Below are 23,557 nucleotides of genomic sequence, written 5' to 3'. Positions count from 1 at the left end.
GAACTGAAAACTAAAAAGGATTTTAAAATGAAATATATAACACACTCATTATTTTGGGCTGCGCTAACCACAACAAGTTTTGCATCCCTAGCAGGGAATCAAGCCGCCATTGCCTCGTTTGATGCTAAAACATTACCGATAACGGAACGTAGCCAAGTCATCACCGATAAACAGCTTGCGTTGATGGAAGGGTTTAATCGAATGACAGAGGCGCAGACCAGCGCCATTGGCATGTTTAAAAGCGGCAAAGTGCAAGAGTTACAACAACTCGGTGAGCAAACATTGGTTGAGGCTAATAAATTTGTTGATGAATATCAGATTTTTTTAAGCCAATTACCCGAAACATCTACCTGTTATGTACCTGAAAATGTCACCGAATATCAACGCATGATAGTTGAGATTACCGAGGCAAATTCAGCCTTAAGTACAGTTGCATCATCCGTTGGCGATAATGATGAAATGGGCGCGACTATGGCTATGTTAAACGTGCAAATGCATGCAGGCCGAATTAGCTCGTTAGTGCAAATGTTTCAGATGGTTAAAATGTGCTACATGACAGATGCAATGGGAATGACTAAAGCAGATGTGGAGCGCAGAAGAGCGCAGCAAAACAACTAATAAACCTCACTTTCTCGATATAGATAATTGGATTTTCAAAGACAAAACTAAAGGAATAGTAATGAAAGTAAGATGTGTGTTTTTGAGCTTGATGTTAAGTCTAGGCTTGAGTTTTTCAGCAAGTGCCCTAGAGCGCTTTGCTGGAGTTGAAGACGGCTCTGATGAAAATTTAAAAGCTGTTTGCCAAGATTATATGGTGAATAGTTTTTTAAAGAATGATCCTGAACTGTTTTTTCACTTACTACCAAAATCTATGAAAAAGCTAGAAACCATTTTAGAAAATGACTGGCCACAAGGACATTTAAAGCGCTTTGGCAGTGATCCTTTGACTGAGTATGAAGTTTTCGAAATGGAAGAGCAGTTAATAGAGAAAACATATAAAGGTCAAGAAATTAAGCGTATAAAAATAAAATATAAAGCAGGAATAATGGATAGGGTAAGAGGAAGCTCCTGTTCTTTTAAACTGTATGATGATAACCGTTGGTATTTTCAAAAAAAACCATAATGAATGCCCTATTGCGAAAGCAATAGGGCATTGTTTTTAAATGACTAAAAATATTAAAGGGATGTAATGGGTTATAAAATTTGTAAGCAGACGGAAGAGCGGGTAGTTCTACAAGACACTGGCGGTATCATTGATTTTCTTTTCAGTGCAGTCATGGCAATGATTGGCGTTGGTGTAATGTATTTGAGCTGGTTTAATTACCAAGACACAGGTGAAATAGTAATGTCTTTTGTATTTTTATTGCTAGGGAGTTGTTTTTTCTTCCCTATGTTTAAAATCAATCGATTGACTATTGATGCTGTAAATCAAGAAGTGATTAAAACCAAGTCTTGGTTTGGAATTACTACCGATAAAGACGTTGTCACGAATAGCAGTTTATCTTTACTGGAAATGTCTGGTTTCACCAGCGGTGAAGTTGAGGCGTTTTTTGATACTAATGAGCGGGCTAATCATCATTACAGTCTTAAATTCTACAGCTACCCAGAGTGGAATCTTTCGATGAGAAGTTTTCCAACTATGCTCGATATTGCGCTGTTTATTGAACGGCATTTTGATACTGATTTAGCCTTGGTCGTGCAGCATAAAAGGCATAAGTTTACTGCCAAAGGGCTATTGAAAAATCATCAAATAACGCCATTACCTAATGACTCAACCGTTAAAGAAGTTGGCTTTCAAGCAATCAGAGTTGCCTCTACACGAGGTGGAATCATTAGGCAGTGGGCTGTGCCTGTTAGCCTTAGTATGTGGGCCATTATGACTAGCGGTTTTTTATTATATTTATCTGCGTTAGAAGGTTTTACATATATCCCTGTTGCATTGCAGTACTTATTAGCTTTCATTTTTTCAATCGGCATTAGCTTACTTATCATTAAAAAATGTGTACCAAACCGCTTAAAAATCGACCATGGTAATTTGATTGTGAAAACAAGCCTATTTGGAGCGAGGAAATACCCATTATCTGAAGTGATTGGCGTGGTTAATGTGGCTAAAATAACTTATTTGATAACACGTAAAGGCTCTGAACAACTCGCTTATAAAATACCGACTAAATACAGTTATGCGATTCATAGTTGGTTACTGTCATTTTTAAACAAGTAGCAAACTGAAAGTCGGCAATATCATTATTGTGCCAACTCTTTCATATACTATTTGGATGATTTCTACAGTCCTTTTTTAAACATGGTGATAAAGGCAATTACTGATTCGTAACCGAGCTTTTCTGATACATTTTGCACTGATTGCTGTTGAGAAAATGCCTTCAGTGCGACTATTTATATGTAAATAGTCGCACCTCATACTAAAGCAAATCCTCGCCTCCTTATTTACCTAACTCGCTAATATGGGTTTAATCATTGCATATTGTTTTAGTCATTGGCCGAATGTTGGCAAGTTATGCATTTTCGTTATTAGGTAATTGTACGACCGCATTATGGCTTTGTGCATGGGGATGTATCATCGGTGCTATGTTCGGCTTAGGCAGTGGTCGAAACAAGACTCTGCGAACTAACACGACACTTCAAACTAGCACGACAATGTAAACTAGCACGAGATTGCAAACTAGCTTAAAGAATAACTCATTTAGCTAGTGTTATTTTTTAATTGAATTAGTGTATTTTTATATTTGTTATGGGTAATTAATCGTGTTGTAAGGGAAAACAATATGACTTTTAAGCTAAACAATAATAATGGTTCTAGGTCTTTTATTAAGGTGACGATGCCTCTGTTAGTGACTGTGATGTTATCGTTTTTTTCATCCAGTGCAGCGGCAGCCAATATCGACTCTAATACTGGTGCAAATACTGGCGCAGCTCCTGAGTCTTCACAAGCGTCATTACCTGTTGTCAGCCAAGGGAAATTGCAACACCTTGATGAAACAGCTATCGATTTTACACTGATAAAACCACGTCCTATTGATGTGTGGCTACCAGAAGATTACCCCGCTAAAGCGCCTTATGCCGTGGTGTATATGCATGATGGCAAGGTGTTATATGATGCGAATCAATCATGGAACGGCACCGCTTGGGAAGTCGATGAAACCGCCGCAAGTCTTAATAAGAGTCATGATATTAAGCCGTTTATTGTGGTGGGGGTTCATAATGCCGAGCTGTCTCGCCATAGTGAATACTTTCCTCAAAAACCTTTTGAATCCTTAACGGCTGATACGCAAACCAGTTTGTATCAAACCCAGCGCAATGAAACCGAAAAGCTATTAGCTCAAGCTGTGTATTCTGATAAGTATGCTGAGTTTATCGTTACTGAGCTAAAACCCTATATTGATGAACATTTTAAGGTGGCAACGGATAAGCAAAATACCTTTATTATGGGCTCAAGTATGGGAGGGTTAATCTCTTGGTATACAGCGTTAGAATATCCACAGGTCTTTGGCGGTGCGGCGTGCTTATCGACCCATTGGCCAGGCTCTTTCGCTGAACAAGATAACCCAATCCCACAAGTATTTAACCAGTATTTGGCTAAACAGATCGCCACTAATCCCCAAGTGAAATTGTATTTTGATTATGGCGATCAAACGTTAGATGCCATGTATCCGCCTTTGCAGGCTGAGGTCGATAAACTGTTTGAGGCTGCGGGCTATGATAAAGCGTTATGGCAAACCCACTTCTTTAAAGGCAAAGCTCATAATGAAAGTGACTGGGCTGAGCGTTTGAATATTCCGATGACGTTTTTATTAGGCAAGTAATTCTGTAATAACTTATTAAAAAACAGGGCGTCAGTATTGCTACTGACGCCCTATCTATATCTGCTTTAAATCGTATTTAACGAGCACGATTTGGCTTGCGACCACCACTTGGTTTACCTTTGCCGCCTTTACCCGTTCCCTTAGCTTGACCTTTGGTTTGGCCTTTGCCGCCACCTTTTGCTTGGCCTTTATGTTTGGTGCTGCGGTTATGCTGCATAAAGTGCTCTGGCCCTTCAATCTTTCCACGCTCTGATGCTGTTTTTGGCTTAGGCTTAGGTTTTTTCTTTGGCGCGGCGTTTTTATCTTCAGATGAAGAGTCTTTGATCATGTCAAACAACACATCTAACTCTTGTTTGTCTAAATCACGCCACTCACCAATGGGTAAGCCTTTAAGGCTGACGTTCATAATCTGTTGGCGTTCAAGCTTAGTGACTTCAAAGTTAAAGTATTCACACATACGACGAATTTGACGGTTAAGTCCTTGGACTAGCACAATTTTAAATGCATAAGGTGAGACTTGTTCAACCTTACATTTCTTCGTTACCACACCTAAAATCGGTACGCCTGCGCCCATGCCTTTGATGAAATCATCTGTAATGGGCTTATTAACCGTGACCACGTATTCTTTGTCGTGATTGTTGCCTGCACGCAAAATCTTATTAACCAGATCGCCATTGTTGGTCAAAAAGATCAAACCTTGAGAATCTTTATCTAAACGGCCAATGGGGAAAATGCGGGTCGAGTGATTAACAAAATCGACAATGTTGTCACGCTCAGTGCCTTCGGTAGTACTGACAATACCAACCGGTTTATTGAGGGCGATAAACACTAAGTCTTCAGCATCACGGGGCTCAATGTCTTGGCCATTTACTTTTACTTTATCGCCAAAAGAAACTTGGTCACCCACTTGCGCACGTTTACCATTAATAAACACATTGCCTTGCTCAATAAAACGGTCGGCATCACGGCGTGAACATATGCCACTTTCACTGATGTATTTATTAAGACGCATGGCAGAATCAGTCACTTTGGGTTTCCTTGAAAGCTAAAATTGTCGATATTCGATAAGCGCGTAGTTTACCATAAGCGGCTGCAGGCATTAAATTGATATATCCACTTTTCTCTTTGGTACAGCGATTAAACCGATTGTTTATATGCTTCAAGCAGCCACTGCTTAACTTCTGCATTAACGTCGCTGACTTCGCTTAGCTGTATTCGATGACTACACATGGCACCGAAAGGACCAGAAGCTTCAAGGCAGCCTTCGGGGGCGGTATCTTTAAGCTTTAAACCAAGATCAATTCGGCTTTTAGTAGCAGGTTTAATTAGAGCGAACTGCTTTTTACGAATAATACTCACGCTAGCTTTCTTAGGTGTGATCACCACATCATCACCAAAGCCTTTTACTGTTGATATGAGTAGATCATAAATAGGCTGTAATTGTTCTTTGCCTTGATATTGCAGAGAAACTAAATCATCAGCGGATTCATCTTTTTGCTTTGATAAAGTGACAATGGTATTGGCAAAGCCATGGGTGACACCGTGTTGCTCTTTAAGATATTTAACCGCTTGGCCGTGTTTTTCGATGTTTTGCTCAATTAAAATCTCTAACCACTGCGCTAGTGACTTACCTGTTTTTTCAGGCATGTTATCAATCATTGTTTGAAGTGCTTTATCCATTTTGCTCTCCCAAAAGTTCAACCTTGAAGTTTATATACAAAGATAGCCTTAAGCGTGAACAAAATACCAGTAATTCAATTCGCTTAATTGATTGGCATCGATTTTTAAGAGAGGTTTAATGGTGAGATTTAATAGTAAGGTAACGTTTAAATTATATCTATAATATGGCACTCATCCAGTATGCTAATCACTTAAAGGAGTTAAATGATTAATGAGTACAGTTCAACGTAATAGCTTAAGTTTGCTACCCATCACAGACGCCGACTTACAGGTACTATTTGAGTTTCAAAATGATCCCCTTGCTAATGAAATGGCAGACTTTCCTGCACGGGATGAGACGGCTTTCTTTGAGCATTGGCGCAATAATATTCTGGCGAATGCTGATGTTGTTGCCCAAGGTATTTGGGTAGATGACACTTTAGTTGGCAGTATCTGTTTATGGTCTATGATGAGTGAAGATGACACTCACTCAGATTGGTTTATTGGTTATTGGATCGGACGAGATTATTGGGGACAAGGTTACGCCAGTCAAGGGGTTAACTTGTTTGTAAATCAGCAGTCCCAACGGCCTATTTTAGCTCATGTGGTAGAGCGCAATAAGGGCTCGATTCGTATCCTTGAAAAAGCGGGATTTGAGCATTGTGGTGTTTCTGCAGAAAGCGAAAATAGTGCAAATTCATTACTTGAAATGAGATTAAGCTGAAGTATTCGAGCTCATATCAAACGTTCTACTTAGATCATTTATAAGCGCTTAAAGTGCAGGAATTGCCAATCGCTAACTCTAGCTAACTTTTGCGCTAATCTTTTGAGAAATTGCCGTACATGGTAAACTTCGCCTTGATATCATTTTGGAGTTTTTATGTCCGCCTCGGCTTTGTCTTTTTCAACCTTAGGGTTAGATCCTACACTCACTCAACGACTAGATGAACTTGAATATCAGCAGCCAACTGATATACAAGCTGCAGCTATCCCTTTGATGCTAGCTGGCGAAGATGTCATGGCGGGAGCGCAAACAGGTACAGGCAAAACCGCAGCGTTTGTATTACCGATTTTACAGCGGTTGATAGCAGCAAAAAATGAGTCGTTAACTCATTCTGATAATACCAAAACGCCGGGATCAGACAGTCAAATAAACGCGACATCAAGTGGGGTTAAAGCACTCATATTAGTGCCTACCAGAGAGCTTGCTCAGCAGGTGCATCAAAGCGTAGTCCAATATGCCGAGCATACTGATATTAGCGCGGTGATGGTGTATGGCGGGGTGAGTATTAAAGCCCAAGTGACCTCTATTCAAGCTGGGGTTGATATCATTATTGCCACACCTGGACGCTTATTAGATCATCTGCGCAATAAAGTCATGAGCTTATCCTCTTTACAATATTTGGTGCTCGATGAAGCCGATCGCATGTTGGATATGGGTTTTAAAGAGGAAATTGTCGAGGTATTAAAGCGACTGCCAAAACAGCGCCAAACCGCTTTATTTTCTGCCACCTTAGATGATCAAATTTTCAGATTCAGTCAGCGATTATTACGCAGCCCTAAAATTGTAGAAACCGCCAAACGAAACAGTACCGCAGCCAAAATTATTGAGAAGGTTTATAACCTTGATAGCGAGCGAAAGTCTGCTTTACTCGGTCATATTGTTAACAAAGAGCCTTGGTCGCAGACGCTAGTATTCAGTCGCACTAAGCAAGGTGCTGACAAGATTGCTGCGCAATTAACTGCTAATAAGATCAGTGCAGCGCCTTTTCATGCTGACTTATCCCAATTTGTGCGTGAATCGACCTTAGCTGATTTCAAAGCTGGCAAGGTAAAAGTATTGGTGGCGACTGATGTCGCTGCTCGCGGGCTCGATATTGAGCAACTTGATGCCGTGGTTAATTTTGAACTGCCTTTTAAAGCGGAAGATTATGTGCACCGTATTGGCAGAACAGGGCGTGCGGGTAAAGATGGTGTTGCGGTCACGTTTCTCAGCCCTGATGATGAAGCACTGCTGGTGGCATTAGAGCGAAAGCTTGATAGGCGTTTACCTCAGCAATGGTATCAAGGCTTTGAGCCTGATTTGACTAAAGAGCCAGCTTTACAGCCACGTAAAGCCAAAAAAGGCTCTCTTAAGCAAAGAGCACGGCAAAAGGCGATAGCGGATTCTGCCCGAAAGCGTAAGTAGTGATTAGCTAAGTTATTTATTTAAATCATATATGCAGTGAACTCATTATTTGCTGCGTTATTTGTATTTACATTTGTATTGATTAATCTGGGTGTGGTCATACAGTTGTTTTATTTTTGTAACCTCCTTTACGTTTGTTTGTCATATTAAATTCTTACTCTGATCGAAAATTACAACAATGTTTGGCAACTTTTGATCCCAAGGATAATTTATGAGCAAGGCTACGTTTAATCCAACTCGTTTTAATAAAAGTAACAACACACCGTTTAACGAAGTATTAGATAAACACCTTTCAAGACGTAACTTTGTAAAAAGTGGTCTTGGGTTAAGTGCTATGACCGCGTTCAGTGGTTTTGGTATTGCTGGTTGTAGTTCTGATTCAGATTCTAATAACGATTCAACACCAGTCGATGATACGCCTACCACGCCAGATACACCGAATGTGAGTCAGGCAACGCTAGGCTTTGAATCTATTCCTGGTTCTAAAACTGATGCGGTAACCGTTGCTGCTGGTTACTCTGCTTATGTACTTGCGCCTTGGGGCGAGCCTTTAAACGATAAAGCGAATGCGTTTAAAGAGGACGGTTCTAATACCGCTGAAGATCAAGCTAACTCTATGGGGATGCATCATGATGGCATGCATTTTTTCCCATTAACGCAGGCGGGTGATGACGGCTTATTATGTGTGAATCACGAATACATTGACCAAACTGCCTTGCATCCAATGGGACCAACAGTTGATGCTGATGGTAACCGCACTGTACTTGATGAAATCCGTAAAGAAATTAATGCTCATGGCGTATCAGTTGTACGTATCAAGCTTAACAATGGCATGTGGGAAACGGTTAAAAATGACGATCATAACCGCCGCTTTACGGGCGCTACAGTCATGGATATCGCTGGTCCGCTTGCGTACAGCTCATACCTTGAAACGCGTTACTCTCCAGATGGTAGCCAAGCGCGTGGCACACTGAATAACTGTGGTAACGGTTACACGCCTTGGGGCACTTACTTAACGTGTGAAGAAAACTGGCCTGGTTACTTTGTTAATCGTGGTGAGTTAACGCAAGAGCAACAGCGTATCGGTTTATCAACTTCTGGTACGCGTTATGGCTGGGATCACCTTGCTGGCAATGATGATGAGCGCTTAGATGAATTTGCTCGTTTTGATGTAACACCTTCAGGTTCAAGTGCTGCTAATGATTACCGAAATGAAGCGAATGGCCATGGTTACATTGTTGAAATCGACCCTTATAACCCAAATTCTCGTGCTGTAAAACGTACTGCACTGGGACGTTTTCGTCATGAAGGTTGTACCTTTGGTAAGCTTGAAGAAGGTAAGCCAGTGGTATTTTATTCAGGTCATGATTCTCGCTTTGAATACCTTTATAAGTATGAATCTACTGCTATGTGGGATGAAGCGGATGCTGATTCAACTAACCGCATCATCACAGGTGATAAGTACATGAATGACGGTACTTTATATGTCGCTAAGTTCAGTGAAGATGGCGTTGGCGAGTGGTTACCTTTAACTCTAGATAGCGCAACGACAGACGGTAAAACCTTAGCTGACAGTTTTGATTCAGTGGCTTCAATCATTTTAAATACTGCTGGCGCAGCTGACTTAGTGGGTGCAACGCCAATGGATCGTCCTGAATGGGCAAGTGTTGATCCATTTACTGGCACAGTTTACCTAACCCTAACCAATAACACTAAGCGTGTTGATAGCACAAACCCTGCTAACCCGCGTTTAAACAACAGTTTTGGTCATATTATCCGTTGGGATGAAGGCAGTAATGCCACTGAATTCACATGGGATATTTTTGTATTTGGTTCTCCGGCTGACGGTGATGAAACCACTAACCGTTCAGGTTTAACTGACTTAAACCAGTTTGCAAGTCCTGATGGTTTAGCGTTCGATAAGCGCGGTATTTTATGGGTGCAAACCGATAATGGCGCTGATGAAGTGGAAGAATACACTAACGATCAAATGCTAGCGATCGTGCCTTCACCGATGACTGACGACAATGGTCAGCAACAGGTTGTTAGTGCAGATAACCAAGCCGAATTAAAGCGCTTCTTTGTTGGTCCAAATGGTTGTGAAGTGACTGGTTTTGCAATTACCCCAGATTACACTACGGTATTTGCAAACATTCAGCATCCTCGTAACTGGCCTTACTCTGCTGTTGCTACAGAAGAAACGCCAGATGGCACTTCAGTACGTGCACGTGCTGCGACTGTGGTTATCCGTAAAGATGACGGTGCTGAAATCGGTATCTAATTTTCTGCGTAAAGTCTTTATAGTGTGGTCTAAAGTAAACCCTGATAGAGTTATCTATCAGGGTTTTTTATTAGAGCTTTTTATCAGAGTTGATCAAGGGAGCGATATGTTTAACGGGATCCATCACGTGGCGATCATTTGCAACGACTATGCTCAGTCCAAACATTTTTATACTGAGATTTTAGGCTTTAAGGTGATTGCAGAAAATTACCGTGAAGCCAGAGACTCCTATAAGCTCGATTTAGCCTTAGCTGATGGCAGTCAAATTGAGTTGTTCTCAATTCCTCATTCCCCTAAACGTCCGAGTTACCCTGAAGCACAGGGGTTGCGCCATTTAGCGTTTAAGGTCGACGATATTGATGCTGTGGTTGAATACCTCGCTAACCATGACATTGAAGTGGAACCTGTGCGGGTGGATGAATACACAGGTAAACGATTTACGTTTTTTAGTGATCCTGATGATTTACCATTAGAGGTCTATGAAGTTGAGGCGTAATGCCCGAATGGGCACTTATTAAGATAATTTCCCTACTAATACTCGTAATTGTTCCACTTGCTTAGCCGTTAGATATTGCATGGTGTTGTCACTGAAATTTTGGCTTGTCACCAAAGCGTTCTGATAAACCTCATTTCCAGTTGTTGTTAACTTAACTAAGCTAACCCTAGCATCTCTGTTGTTCTTCTCTTTTTCGACCAAATGAACCTTTTCCATAGGCAGTAATAATCGAGTGATCCCAGAAGCAGTCAGGTTCGTGGCTTCCGCTAACTCAATGCGACTCATGACTTGATTTGGTGATTGAGCCAATTGTTCTAATACTTGAAAATCGGTAAAGCTAATACCATGAACACTTAACACACGATCCATTTTCTTATTAAAGCGCCCCAATGCACTTGAAATAGCCATTAAAGCTGATAAAGGTTCAGACATGAGACCCTCGTAAAATTATAACTCATCAAAATTGTTAAATTGATCAAAGCTTGATTATTCAAGTTTTGATCAATCATCAACTAAATCACAGCCTGCTTATTGTCAGCTTTGTAAATCATATAAAACATAAAGAACTAATATATGCTCTAATTATTAATGTAAATCTTAATGATAATGATTTACATTAATGTTGTTGTCTTGTTAAGATCTGCCTGATTCTAGGTATTTGTTAACAAGGAAACGATCAAAACATGAAACCAGCACATCAAAAGCATTTGTCATTAGGCGCACAAGCTGTTGCCGCCGCATTGGTATTTGGCGCACCTGCAACAATAGCTGAGACCAAATCTGCAGAAATGAATCAAGCTAAGGTTAATGAAACCTGTAATGCTGAAGTTAGCGGTATTGGATGCGATAAAAATCAATCAGCAGAAGCGATTGAGCGTATTAAAGTTCATGGCGTTAAAAACTCTATTTATCTGTCTGAGTCATCAGGTGACCTTCGCCGTGTAGCGGACTTGGTTGATACTCCACAAGTGATTACTGTATTAACACAAGATCAAATTCAAGAGTCAGGCAAAACCGATTTAAAAGACATTTTATCCGCCCAAGCGGGTGTTACATTAGGCACCGGTGAAAACGGTAATGCCTTTGGTGATCGTTATATTATCCGTGGTCATGAAGCGCGCAGTGACGTGTTTGTTGATGGTTTACGTGACCCAGGTATGACGACGCGTGAAAGTTTTGCCACAGAAGTTGTTGAAATCACCAAAGGTCCTAGCTCAACTTTCGCTGGTCGTGGCTCTTCAGGTGGTGCGATTAACAGCGTCACTAAAAAAGCCTCAACATCATATAACTTAGGCCGCGTTGATTTAGGTGTAGGTACTGATGATCACCGCCGTTTAACTGTGGATTATAACCATGCCATTTCAGATACAGTTGGTGTGAGAGTTAATGGCTTATTGTCTGATGAAGATAAACCTGGCCGTGAAGGCATTAGCCGCGAGCGTAATGGTGTGCAACTATCGGCTGTTTTTGAGCCAAGCAGCGATTTATCATTTATCGCCGATGGTTACTATTTAGATGCTAAAGATGTAGCGGATTTAGGTAGCTACTTTGATCAAACTACCCGTGAGCCTATTTCAGATATTCCTGTTTATGCCCAAGAGTCTGACTTTTTAGATTCTGAAGTCATGACATTTACTCTACGTACTGAATATGACATCAATGATAACCTGACGTTTTACAACGCGACTCGTGTTGGTAAAACCGAAAATGGATATATCACCACAGGTGTGCGTGGAACTACTCGCAGCGATACGGATCTAGAAGCACCTGGTGCTGATACCCTGACGTTAAGTACCCACCAAGGTAATCAAGAGGTTGACTACATTAGTACTCAGTTCAACCTGTTTTGGAATACTCAAATATTAGGTGCTGAAAACAAGTTTGTATTTGGGATCGAGTATACCGATCAGCAAGTGGATAACGGCGTTTACGACATTGCATACACCAATGAAACTAACTGTATAACGGCTGGGCGAGGTGGTGATTCTGGCGCTTACTGTATTTTAGACGGCGACGGTAACACTGTAGATAACATTGATAAGCTAATGGGACGTACTTATACCAAAGGCAATAATGATGCAGAGTACCAAATCGAGACCGTTTCAGCTTACTTTATGGATACGGTTGCGCTAACTGAAGATTTAGAACTCTTCTTTGGTGTAAGACAAGATAGCTTTGATTATCAGAATGATACTTCAAGCTCTCGCAATGGCGACATCTTATATGAATATGACGACACCATGTACAACGGTCATATTGGCTTAGTTTATAGCATTACAGATGAAGGTAATATTTACGCTAATTACAGCACGGCGACCAATATTAATGGTGGTGAGTCTGATTTAGGTGCTAGCTGTGGTTATGGTGGTGTGTGTGGTGATGTTGATCAAGCCCGCGCTGCGGATCCTGAATTAGTAGAAAACATTGAACTAGGTACTAAGTGGATGATGTTTGAAGACAAAGTTATGTTTTCAGCATCGGTATTCCAGATCACTAAAAGTGATGTAATGGAAAGTGTAGGTGACAGTTACTCAACACTCGGTACATTGAATACTGGTAAAAACCGCGTTCAAGGTGTTGAATTCGGTATGGTCGGTAACATCACTGAAGCTTTCAGTGTGCAGTTTTCTGCAGCGATTATGGACTCAGAAGTACTTGAGTCATTTAACGAAGAAAACGTTGGCCTTGCATTAAGTAACTTTGCTGATGAAAGTGCCTACTTGCAACTACGTTATCAAATTAATGATGCATTTGTGATTGGCGGGGGTTACACCTACCAAAGCGAAATGTACGGCGGACAACCTGATACTGCTGCAGGTTACGATGCCGAAAACGGTCGTTATAGTATCGTCGTACCAAACTATCAAGTCGTTGATTTATTTGCTAACTATAACGCGACTGAATCATTAACTTTCCGTTTGAATGTCGGTAATGTGCTAGATGAAGAGTACTTCACTGCCGCTTATCGTTCAGGATCGTTTATGTATCTAGGTGATGCAAGAAATGCCAAGTTATCTGCGACTTATGAGTTTTAAGCTGTTGCTTAAATGAGAACTGTGAATTGAAAGATTGAGTTAAATTATGATTGTGATTGAGCAAATACTGTCAAAAGAAGAAGTGGCTTTATATCGAAAGCAACTGAACACAGTGACATGGAATGACGGTAAAAATACTGCGATGGGAATGGCTGCAGCGGTAAAGCAAAACAGCCAGGCATTAGCAAGCGATCCTACTGTGCAGCAACTGGCAAACCAGTTGCTTGCAAAAATCGGTGAAACACCGAAAGTGGTATCGGCTGCCTTGCCCCATCAAATTTTTCCGCCATGCTTTAATCGTTACTCTGAGTCTGAAGAGTACGGTTTTCATGTTGATGCAGCAGTGATGCGAGTCCCTAATACTCAAGTCGTGCTTCGCAGCGATGTGTCGATGACAGTGTTTCTCTCTGATCCAGAAGAATACGATGGTGGTGAGTTAATCATTGCCACAGAATTTGGCGAACAATCAATTAAACTTCCAGCAGGTTATGCGGTGGTGTACCCATCAAGTAGCTTGCATAAAGTTACGGCAGTAACCCGTGGTGAACGGGTTGCTGCAATTACTTGGATGCAAAGCATGGTGGCGGAATCATCTCTGCGGCAAAACTTGTATCAACTTGACCAATCTATTCAAGCATTGATTGCAGCGGGTAATACTGAACGGCAAGAATTAGATAAACTCCACAATGTTTATCACAACTTAATCCGCCAGTTTGCACAGTTGTAGTTAATGCAATTGTAGTTAGTGCCTGTTGTTCTTGTTGTCTTTTTAAGACAACAAATACAGCCTAAAGGGGTGAGTAAAAGCGCTTATATTTATAAAACACTTAATAGGCAAAAACACACTGGTGCTAACAAACGAGTATTTAGTTAACCGTTCTGGATATGTTTTCTCGCCCTCCTAAAGGCCCATAAATTCTATTTATGGGCCTTTTTACTATGCCTTTATTCAACCATCAGTGGATCAATTTCATTTTCTAATGACAAGGGCGCAACTTAAATTCGACCCGTGCATTACCTGTTATTAACTTCGGGTTATCTAAGAAATCACAAGCCCTGCGCTATACGCCAATGGTTTGACTTTTTGCGCCAAAACTAAGAAACAAGAATGGAATCAGGTAAATCACTGCAGAAACTATTTATTATCTCATCACTTTAAATCAGTGAGCTTAATGTCATTAAGAAATCAAAGAGTTCGAGTATTAATTTCTTACTGAGAATGAATGGCAATAGAAAAATATCACCGACTTAAAGATCTATATGAAATCGTTAAACCCGAATGTATAGAGTTATTTGAAGAAGATTTTGCAGGCGGGTAATTAACACCACATAACTAAGAGAATAACAATGAATTATAAATTTTTAGCGACAAGTGCTGCATCATTACTCGTTTTATCTTCGCCGGTCATTGCAGAAGATATTGATCCTTCAGATCTGACTAAAACATTCTCACAATTATCAATCGGTGGCTCAAATACCGGTAATGCAAAAATTATCGGTTCATTATCACATGTACTAGAAAGTGGTACTGCATTAATGGGGACGTTAGAGGCAACGATGAATAATGAAGGCGATTATTCTGACAGCCGCTTTCAGTATTATCACGTGCTGAATGTTGATAACAAGTTGACTCCACGGTGGGCTGCTTCACTAGATTTAATCGACAACAGTATGTTCACTACAGCCAACATTGGTGCTGCCACTGTATTTAAAACGGGTATTGAAGGCTTTGATATATATGCCCGTGCAGGTTACGTACAAGGTGTTTATTCAGAAGATTTTCAAAACATGATGGAAATTACTGATGATGCTAACAACGGTTATATGGGGGGAGTGTATTTTTCATATGTTGCATCAAACGGTATGTATGTTCAGTACTTCCCCGAGTATATGTCGTTGAGTGGCGATGCTGACTTTACCAATCTAAAAAACTCTATTCAGTTCGGCGCTCCCATCAATGATGCAAAATCAATTTGGATGACCTTCAAGTACGAAAATATTAAAAACACGATGGAAACAGCATCAACTAAGTATGAAACAGATGACAACGCTGTTTGGGGTTTTGTGAAATTTTATTTCTAAATCAAGGATACAAAAATGAAAATTAAAACACTTGCTGCATCAATTTTTTCTACAACATTATTAGTATCAGCTGCCGTAGACGCTTGTACTGGTATTCGTTTGGTCGCTGATAACGGCGATGTCGTTGCCGCTCGCACAATGGAGTTCAGTGACGAAATGATCGATTGGTCTTGGAAAATCTACCCACGCGGTCATGAATTCCAAGGCTACACTCCAGATGGCGCTAACGGTAAAACCTGGCAGGCTAAATACGGCATGGTAACAACAGTGGCTTTGGGTGATGACTCAGATATCGTCACTGAAGGTCTGAATGAGCATGGTTTGCAGACGGGCGTATTTTTCTTCCTTCCGTATGGCCCTGCAAAGTGGAGTGAATATAATGCAGCTGAATCTGCTGAATCTATTGCAGGCTGGCAGATAGCAACGTATGTACTATCACAAGCAAAAAACGTTGAGGAAGCGGTTGAGCTACTGAAAAATACTAATATTGTTGATGCGATAGTGGTGCCGAAAGCAGACGATTGGAATTTCTCGCCAACGGTTCACTTTAATATCAATGATGCTGATGGTAATTCGGTTGTGATTGAATACATCAATGGCGAATTGAAAGTTCACGATAACCCACTAGGTACGATCACAAATAACCCGCGTTTTGAATGGCACCAAGAAAACTTAAAGCGTTATACACACCTGCCACAAGATCAAGCACCGCTACAGAACAGTGAGAAAGTAAAGGCTGGTGGTCTTGATGTTGGCGGTTTGCAATCTCTTGATGGTGAACCAACTGCTGCTAACCGATTTGTTCGTGCTGCACGTTTTAGCCAAGAAATGCCTCGTTTCGATAGCGCTAAAGAGGGGGTTCATGCTGCCATTAGCATTATGAATACGTTTGAAATCCCGAACGGGTACAAAAAGTATCGTCATACTGATGGAAAGGATTACTCACAAACTGTGGCTTGGACAGTAGCAAGTGATTTAGAAAATAAGGTTATGTACATTAAATCATACCAGAGCCCTGAGTATGTGAAGGTAGAATTAGATAATATCGATTTTACCACCGGTAAAGTATCATTCTTTGATATTCCAACAGAATTTAAAGCAGAATCTGTTGAAATTAAGTAGTTAGCAGTAAAACGCATGGATAGGTCGCTGTAGTTATACACCCTAGTGACTTATCCATGAATACAGAAGACATTCGGCTTCTGTATATCGCATAAGAGGATCAGCTTTCTGATGAGGGTTTGGTCCTCTCCTGTGCAGTTCACCCTATTAATCTTTTGCACTTAATATCAAGTCTTACCAACATGCAGATAGGAATAAATAATGAAAATTAAAGCACTTACGCTCGCTGTATTACTTGGAACTTCACTTGCTGGCGTTGCTGATGCTTGTACTTCAGTCGCTTGGAATACGCATTTAGGCACATTAACAACACGTACGATGGATTGGATTGAATCGACTCATCCAGTATTAGGTAATATTAATAAAGGTGATATGCGTGCTATTCAAGGGAATGGCATTGGCGATAAGTACCAAGTTAAATATGATGTTGTTGCTGTTTTTGCTTATGGTGAACTTGTTGGTGATGGCGTAAATAGCCAAGGTCTGCAAGTAAACACCTTATTTTACCCTAAGATGTCGATGGAACCCGTCACAAACACGTCTCAAATTACTCAATTTTCGTTTGGTGAGTATCTGTTAACTAATTATGCTTCTGTAGACGAAGTCGTTAAAGCCCTACCAACACTTGATTTCGGGCGCCTAACGCTTGAAGGAATGCCAATGGAGATGAACTTGCATTGGTCTGTTACAGATAAGAGTGGCGATCGCTTGGTCGTGGAGATGGACGAAGGAAAGATCAGCACTTATCGCGGTGAAGATGCGATGGTAATGACCAATGACCCATCACAAAAAGAACAAATCGCGAAACGAAAACAACTTGCGCCTTCATGGGAAAATGCCGATCGTGATACTAACTATGGCTCTATCGGTAATGGTAATGCGCAAAGTCGTTACCTACATGCCAGTTATTTTAGTAGCAAATTGAGCAAGCCAACGAGCGTAAATAACGCAATGATGAAGCTTTCTACCGTGCCTTTTCGAGTGCCGGCTGACGCTCCGTACCTTGATTTTGGTAACGGTAGTGGCATGAGTGGTTATGCAACAGAATGGACACTGACACAAAGTTTAGAAACCGGTGATAGTGTGTTTGAGTACAACTTTGAAGATAATTGGAATACTGTCAGCTTTAATGTTTATGACATGATGGGAAAACAGTTCCGAATTCCACTGGATAAATCTGTTATTGCTCAATTTTAAATCTATGGTTTTCCCACCCCTTGGCGTTGTAAGCAAACTGTTTCCAACCGCCAAGGCTATTGTTAGTTCTAGTGCTAGCTTTAGTGGATTAACATGATCTAATTAAGGTCCTCAAGCAAGCTTGGGGACTTGTTCTATCAATAGAAAATAACGATAAATAATACAGGGCTTTTAGTGATTCATTAGCGGCGATGTGGGTCTTTCTAAGTTGGCCTTTCTATGTTGGTCATTCTATGTCGGTATATCAAGGTTAACTCAGCAGCCTATTATTATTTAATCTATGGTTGCAGATTAGCGTGTTTTGATGGTTATCAATAAAGAACCTTCAAGTCACACAAGGGCGATTAAAATATAAATTTAACTGGATTATTGAATCTACAATATGTGATTATTGCTTCCAAATAGCCTACAGCTTACCGTTAAAGATAGTTTGTTATCCTCATGCTTATCAGCTGTCGGAAGCGATGCTTTAAGTAATACTCATAGAGGAACAAATTGATGAGTAATAACCTTTTCATTCCAACCACATCGATGTCTATTCATAAAGGCTGGATGAAACTCATTAACCAGACCGCCGATCGTTATGCATTACCTAAAGACAAGTATTTTAATGAGTTTACCAACGTCAACGCTCAGCTAGATGTTCGTGATATTAGAACAATACTCTATCAAATGACTCAAGATAGTGGCGATCCTTTTTATCCTTTCCAAGCGTCAGAGCAAGTCAATCCACTCACTTTCGGTTGTTATTCTTTGACATTGTGGACCGCACCCACGCTTTTACAATTATTAAAAGATGCCTGTAAATACTGTGTTGCGATAGGGTCTCCAATCCGTCTACGCTTTCATGAAACACCACAAGGGAATATAGAGTTATGGGTTGTTAACCATGAGCCACTTAATAAAGAATCCCATGTGACTTATGCGGGCGTGACTTTATATATGTCGACCATTTTACAAATTATCCATCAAACGACAGAGTTTCGTCTGGATGATATTGGACTTAAGCTGATTCAGTGGCCCTATGAAGCAAGGCTTCAAGCAGAATTTGAACAAAAAATGCAATGTAATATCTCAGTCGGTTCTCCCATTCGAAAGATTTGTATTCGACGTCAGCACCTTTTTACTCCTTTAGCCACAAGCGACGCAGCGGTCTATCCTTTAGCACAAAAGTTATTGAGGCAACATGCAACCAAAATTGAAGTGAATGATATTGTGTTACAGGTTTATAAAGTACTCGACTCTATGACATCTTTAACGGATATATCATGCTATGTTATTGCTCAAAAAATGCTGTTTAGCACTCGAACGCTTAACCGAAGGTTGCAAGAGGTAGGAACAAGTTATCGTGGAGTGGTAGAAAAATATAAGCTTGAAAAAGCCCTTCAATTACTCAATCAGCCTAATACAAATATGACTGAAATAGCATTTCAACTGGGTTTTTCGGATTTGAGTACTTTCTCCCGTGCTTTTAAGCGTTGGACAGGAAGTAGTCCATCTCATCTGGATTCATTGGCCGAAATAAAGCCCATCGTTTAGAAGACCTTAGTTTAGAAGCTTTAGTTTAGAAGCTTTAGTTTAGAAAACCCTAGTTTAGAAGCTTTAGTTTAAAAGGCTTAGTTTAGAAGCTTAGTTTAGAGTTGTTTAAGGTGTTTTCTTCAAGTTATTGTCAATAAAGTAAAATGACTATTTTGTGTGTGATAGCTTCAAATAATAAGGCTGCCTAACCACGGGCAGCCTTTGACGTAAAGAGCGTTAAACTATTGAGCTATAACGAGCGACCTACCTCGTATCCATCCCATATTGCGGTCATGATGGTACGTGCTTCTTGGCTATCACCGATATTAAAGATATCGTCCACATCTATTTGCTGAGATAAATGATCAAATAATTGGTGATCTGCTTGATAACCCATGGCAAGTATCACATGTTCGGCATGAATTTCAGTTACAGCCGTATTATCATCGGCTGAGAAAACTTCAATACCGTTATCAGTTATAGACTTTAAAAATGTGGATGTTCTGACTTCAATCTCTTCTTTCACCAATAGCTCTTTCAGCATTTGGTAATTGGCAAAACAGGTACCATGTGGGCCACCAATAATGTCATCAGCAGCTTCAATCAATGTTACTTTTTTACCTTTTTGAGCCAACCATAACGCCGTTTCTGAACCGACCAACCCGCCGCCGATAACCACAACACTTTCGCCTGTAATTTGCTCTGGGTTCATCAATATATCTTCTGCAACAGCGACATGGGCTTTATCTTGTCCTGCTAACCAAGAAAGTTTAGCCGGTCGAGATCCTGTCGCAAAAATGACACTATCAGGTTTTTCTGCCTCAATTGAATCTTTCGTTGCTGCTTGGTTCATGCGTACGTCTACACTCTGACGTTTCATTTCGCCCTCAAACCAAGAAATAAGTAACTTATCGTCATGTTTAAAGGGAGCTTGTGAGCCGGGAATAACATTGCCACCTAATTGACTCGATTTTTCAAACAGCACAACCTTATGGCCTCTCACCGCCGCAATACGCGCAGCTTCCATTCCAGCCACACCACCACCAACCACGACCACTTTCTTAGTTTTATATGCTGCAGTAAGCTTATATTCTTCTTCTCGGCCACAACTTGGGTTAACTGCGCAGGATAAGTTCCCCACTTCGGCCATACGACCCATGCATCCTAAGTGGCAGGATAAACATGGGCGGACTTCATTGAATCGACCTCGGCGGATTTTGTTCACTACATCAGGGTCGGCGAGTAAAGGTCGACCCATTGAAATCCCGTCAGCAATACCATTATTGATAGCGCGAGTTGCCAGATCTGGGTCTTCCATTCGTCCGGCCATCAATACCGGTATATCGACGACTTCAGATACAGCTTGGCAGTAGGGTTGGTACATGCCTGGTTTGAAATAATTCGGTGGATGATTCCAATACCAAGAGTCATAAGTGCCCGCATCGACATTAAGCGCATCGTAGCCAGCATCTTGGAGGAACTTAGCCGCTTTGAGGCCTTCTTCCATATCACGACCCACTTCAGTCGCTTGTTCCTCTGGCAAAATACCTTGGCCAAAAGCTTTCATATTGCTTTTTACAGAATATCGAAGTGAAACAGGAAAATCTTGCCCACAAATGGCTTTGATTCCTTTAACAATTTCAACCGCGAAACGATAACGGTTCTCGAAGCTTCCACCATACTGATCAGTTCGTTGATTGAAAAAGCTCATGGTGAATTGATCAAGCAGATAACCTTCATGTACTGCGTGAATTTCTACACCGTCATAACCCGCTTTCTGTGCGATAACGGCAGATTCGATAAACTTATTGATGAAATATTTAACTTCATCCGTAGTCAGCTCGCGATGTTTTAAAGAAGGATCAAAGCGATTAACAGCTTCAGACGGTGCGACCAGTTTATCCTCGGGAGAAAAACCTGGAATACATGATCGTCCCCAACCAGCTGTCAACTGAGCAAAAATTTTGGTTCCATACGCATGAACACGCTCAGTCATCTCTTTGGCACTTCGAAGGTAAGCTGTAGGATGATTGGTTGGACAAGGAAGAGATGGCATGGGAAATTGCTCAATCTCATTCTCTACCATTTGTACCCCAGTGATGATAAGCCCCACGCCGCCTTTGGCTCGTGCGACATAATATTCAACACCACGTTGATTATATGCGCCATCATTGTCGACACAACCCAAGGTCCCCATAGGAGCCATTGAATAGCGGTTTTTCAGGACTAACGCCCCAATGTTCATTGGCTTAAAAAGTACTCTATGTGATTCTTTTAACATAAATTTGCACTCCAGTATTTTTTACCGCAACAGGAAATTTTTCTACCTAGATTAATAACAATTAGACCAAAATGGCCGGCGGAGTTGTTGTCATGTCGAGCCAAATAGATGGCAGTTTAAGTCATGTTTATTAGTTTTGATTTTGATCATAATTTGCCAAAAAATCAGCGATGAAGCGTTTAATGGTTAAATGAAAAGGGAGCGTCAGCTTAAGTGTGAAGCTATTTTAGTTATGTAACTGGTTGGTTTTTATTCTGAAACAGCTTTCTTCTATAACGGTGATTGTCTATAACGGTAATTGTCTGTAACGGCTTTCATCGGTAGCCACTCCTCAACAGCTAATGCGAGATGGCGATTTTTCTAAAGCGTACTTAATACCAATCAGCATAAGAATGTGATCATTGTTACTGGTAAAAATCGTTTATCACTTCGTTAGAAACTTTGTAGGTAGAGCAACTAGCTACAAAGTTTCAGCCTTGTTCTAAGGGATTTTTCCTACGCAATATCTGATCAGTTATTTATCCCGATTGGTATTATTCAACTGAAGTTTCATTAAATTAAAAAGCCCTACCAGTGAACTGATAGGGCTTTGACTAAATCTTATAGGGTATGAAGATGGGTATTAAACTGATATCTACACACTTGTGTTCATAACAGAATAAAAGGAACTTAACTGCCGTCACAATGACTCGACATCAACTGGCCCTAATGTTCTATTCTCTCAATAATCGTTGCAATCCCTTGTCCCATTCCAATACACATAGTCGCCAAACCGTAACGTCCTTGGCGTTGTTCCATGATATTAATAAGTGAACCAACAATTCGTGCGCCTGAACAACCTAAAGGGTGACCAAGTGAAATCGCACCACCGTGGAGGTTGACTTTAGTTTCACGATCTTCCCAAAGACCCAGCTCACGTAAACAAGGAATAGCTTGTGCTGCAAAAGCTTCATTCACTTCAGCAAAATCAATGTCGTTAATGGTGAGATTTGCTTTTTTCAATGCTTTTTGACTGGCAGGAATAGGACCGATACCCATAATCGCACTCGGTACACCCGCTGCTGTTGCTGCAACAATACGTGCACGAGGAATAACTCCTAACTCTTTTGCTTTCTCTTCGCTCATCACCAGCAGACAAGATGCACCGTCTGATAACGCAGAAGATGTTCCTGCGGTAACGGTACCGTTGACAGGGTCAAACACTGGGCGAAGTTTGCCTAGCGATTCAACCGTTGTTTCTGGGCGAATCACTTCATCATGCTTGACCAGAATAGGGCGGCCTGTTTCATCATGGCCCATCATAGGTACGATTTCATTGTTAAAACGTCCCTCAATCGTGGCTTGATGCGCTAATTGGTGAGAACGTGCAGCTAATGTATCTTGCTCTTCACGTGAGATGTGATGAATTTTAGCAAGACCTTCAGCTGTAATGCCCATAGCAGCTGATGCTTGAGCCATATTTTTATCTAGCGAAGGGTTAAAATTCAGCCCTTTTGTCATAGGCACATGCCCCATGTGCTCAACGCCACCCACCAGAATAATGTCTGCATCGTCAGCTTTAATTGCACGAGCGGCCATATGAAGTGCGTCCATTGATGAACCGCATAAGCGGTTAACCGTTGTCGCTGGAACTTCTACAGGTAAACCTGCAAGTAAAGCGGCATTACGTGCAAGGTTAACACCTTGCTCTTCTGTTTGTTGTACACAGCCCCAGATAACATCATCAACCAGTTTAGGGTCAACGTTTGGCTGACGCTCAAACATGGCTTTCATCAAGTTTGCAGATAGGTCATCGGCACGTGTATGACGGAAAACACCATTTTTAGAACGTCCCATCGGGGTACGAATCGCATCAATAATTACTACATTTTTCATCA

At 41.0% G+C, this 23,557-nt stretch carries 20 protein-coding genes; 15 read left to right on the top strand and 5 right to left on the bottom strand.

Annotation, left to right across the window (positions count from 1 at the left end):
* Positions 1-27: 27 nt before the first annotated feature.
* The 5 genes from L2735_RS04475 to L2735_RS04455 all read left to right on the top strand — a co-directional run bounded on the left by L2735_RS04475 (position 28) and on the right by L2735_RS04455 (position 3,821).
* The gene (locus L2735_RS04475) at positions 28-618 is read left to right on the top strand and encodes a hypothetical protein (protein WP_248983559.1); all 591 of its coding nucleotides are present in this window, start codon (positions 28-30) and stop codon (positions 616-618) included.
* A complete protein-coding gene (locus L2735_RS04470; protein ID WP_248983558.1) occupies positions 584-1,123 on the top strand; it encodes a hypothetical protein in 540 nt (179 codons plus the stop codon). The genes L2735_RS04475 and L2735_RS04470 overlap by 35 nt, the downstream gene beginning before the upstream one ends.
* A gap of 66 nt (positions 1,124-1,189) precedes the next feature.
* A complete protein-coding gene (locus tag L2735_RS04465) occupies positions 1,190-2,221 on the top strand; it encodes a hypothetical protein (RefSeq protein ID WP_248983557.1) in 1,032 nt (343 codons plus the stop codon).
* Positions 2,222-2,475: 254 nt separating this feature from the next.
* Positions 2,476-2,661 (top strand): hypothetical protein, encoded by a 186-nt coding sequence (locus L2735_RS04460; RefSeq protein ID WP_248983556.1) that lies wholly within the window; start codon positions 2,476-2,478, stop codon positions 2,659-2,661.
* Positions 2,662-2,783: 122 nt separating this feature from the next.
* Positions 2,784-3,821, top strand: coding sequence for an alpha/beta hydrolase (locus L2735_RS04455; RefSeq protein WP_248983555.1), 1,038 nt, complete (start codon positions 2,784-2,786; stop codon positions 3,819-3,821).
* 76 nt (positions 3,822-3,897) lie between these two features.
* Here the strand turns inward: L2735_RS04455 and rluF are convergent, their stop codons facing one another.
* Both rluF and L2735_RS04445 read right to left on the bottom strand, forming a co-directional pair.
* Entirely contained in the window at positions 3,898-4,848 is a 951-nt protein-coding gene (gene rluF / locus L2735_RS04450) for a 23S rRNA pseudouridine(2604) synthase RluF (RefSeq protein ID WP_346348121.1), read from the bottom strand.
* 110 nt (positions 4,849-4,958) lie between these two features.
* The gene (locus L2735_RS04445; RefSeq protein WP_248983554.1) at positions 4,959-5,501 is read right to left on the bottom strand and encodes a DUF4287 domain-containing protein; all 543 of its coding nucleotides are present in this window, start codon (positions 5,499-5,501) and stop codon (positions 4,959-4,961) included.
* A 211-nt stretch (positions 5,502-5,712) separates the two neighbouring features.
* Here L2735_RS04445 and L2735_RS04440 point away from each other — a divergent pair, with 211 nt between their 5' ends.
* The 4 genes from L2735_RS04440 (at position 5,713) to gloA2 (ending at position 10,445) form a co-directional block, all read left to right on the top strand.
* Positions 5,713-6,204, top strand: coding sequence for a GNAT family N-acetyltransferase (locus L2735_RS04440; protein ID WP_248983553.1), 492 nt, complete (start codon positions 5,713-5,715; stop codon positions 6,202-6,204).
* 171 nt (positions 6,205-6,375) lie between these two features.
* On the top strand, positions 6,376-7,668 hold the full coding sequence (locus tag L2735_RS04435) for a DEAD/DEAH box helicase (RefSeq protein ID WP_248983631.1): 1,293 nt from the start codon (positions 6,376-6,378) through the stop codon (positions 7,666-7,668).
* Between the two features lie 211 nt (positions 7,669-7,879).
* Positions 7,880-9,949: a PhoX family protein gene (locus L2735_RS04430; protein ID WP_248983552.1), complete on the top strand. Its 2,070-nt coding sequence runs from the start codon at positions 7,880-7,882 to the stop codon at positions 9,947-9,949.
* Between the two features lie 106 nt (positions 9,950-10,055).
* A complete protein-coding gene (gene gloA2 / locus L2735_RS04425; protein ID WP_248983551.1) occupies positions 10,056-10,445 on the top strand; it encodes an SMU1112c/YaeR family gloxylase I-like metalloprotein in 390 nt (129 codons plus the stop codon).
* 18 nt (positions 10,446-10,463) lie between these two features.
* Here gloA2 and L2735_RS04420 read toward each other — a convergent pair whose 3' ends face one another.
* A complete protein-coding gene (locus L2735_RS04420; protein WP_248983550.1) occupies positions 10,464-10,877 on the bottom strand; it encodes a MarR family winged helix-turn-helix transcriptional regulator in 414 nt (137 codons plus the stop codon).
* A gap of 251 nt (positions 10,878-11,128) precedes the next feature.
* Between L2735_RS04420 and L2735_RS04415 the strand changes: the two genes are divergently transcribed.
* The 6 genes from L2735_RS04415 (at position 11,129) to L2735_RS04390 (ending at position 19,420) form a co-directional block, all read left to right on the top strand.
* Positions 11,129-13,480, top strand: coding sequence for a TonB-dependent receptor (locus L2735_RS04415; protein WP_248983549.1), 2,352 nt, complete (start codon positions 11,129-11,131; stop codon positions 13,478-13,480).
* Positions 13,481-13,526: 46 nt separating this feature from the next.
* Positions 13,527-14,207: a Fe2+-dependent dioxygenase gene (locus tag L2735_RS04410; RefSeq protein ID WP_248983548.1), complete on the top strand. Its 681-nt coding sequence runs from the start codon at positions 13,527-13,529 to the stop codon at positions 14,205-14,207.
* A 620-nt stretch (positions 14,208-14,827) separates the two neighbouring features.
* Positions 14,828-15,562 carry a hypothetical protein gene (locus L2735_RS04405; protein WP_248983547.1) on the top strand — a complete coding sequence of 245 codons (735 nt, stop codon included), beginning with the start codon at positions 14,828-14,830 and terminating at the stop codon, positions 15,560-15,562.
* A gap of 15 nt (positions 15,563-15,577) precedes the next feature.
* Entirely contained in the window at positions 15,578-16,684 is a 1,107-nt protein-coding gene (locus tag L2735_RS04400) for a linear amide C-N hydrolase (protein ID WP_248983546.1), read from the top strand.
* Between the two features lie 201 nt (positions 16,685-16,885).
* Positions 16,886-17,881: a linear amide C-N hydrolase gene (locus L2735_RS04395; RefSeq protein ID WP_248983545.1), complete on the top strand. Its 996-nt coding sequence runs from the start codon at positions 16,886-16,888 to the stop codon at positions 17,879-17,881.
* A 498-nt stretch (positions 17,882-18,379) separates the two neighbouring features.
* Positions 18,380-19,420 (top strand): helix-turn-helix domain-containing protein, encoded by a 1,041-nt coding sequence (locus L2735_RS04390; RefSeq protein WP_248983544.1) that lies wholly within the window; start codon positions 18,380-18,382, stop codon positions 19,418-19,420.
* Positions 19,421-19,649: 229 nt separating this feature from the next.
* Here L2735_RS04390 and L2735_RS04385 read toward each other — a convergent pair whose 3' ends face one another.
* Together L2735_RS04385 and fadA are read right to left on the bottom strand one after the other, a co-directional pair.
* Positions 19,650-21,680: an FAD-dependent oxidoreductase gene (locus L2735_RS04385; protein WP_248983543.1), complete on the bottom strand. Its 2,031-nt coding sequence runs from the start codon at positions 21,678-21,680 to the stop codon at positions 19,650-19,652.
* Positions 21,681-22,385: 705 nt separating this feature from the next.
* Positions 22,386-23,555: an acetyl-CoA C-acyltransferase FadA gene (fadA, locus tag L2735_RS04380; protein ID WP_248983542.1), complete on the bottom strand. Its 1,170-nt coding sequence runs from the start codon at positions 23,553-23,555 to the stop codon at positions 22,386-22,388.
* Positions 23,556-23,557 lie beyond the last annotated feature (2 nt).

The organism is Shewanella olleyana, from assembly GCF_023283825.1.
In the GTDB taxonomy this organism is placed as follows: domain Bacteria; phylum Pseudomonadota; class Gammaproteobacteria; order Enterobacterales; family Shewanellaceae; genus Shewanella; species Shewanella olleyana.
Note: the sequence above shows the minus strand (reverse complement) of the source record. Positions and strands in the feature narration are given on the sequence as shown.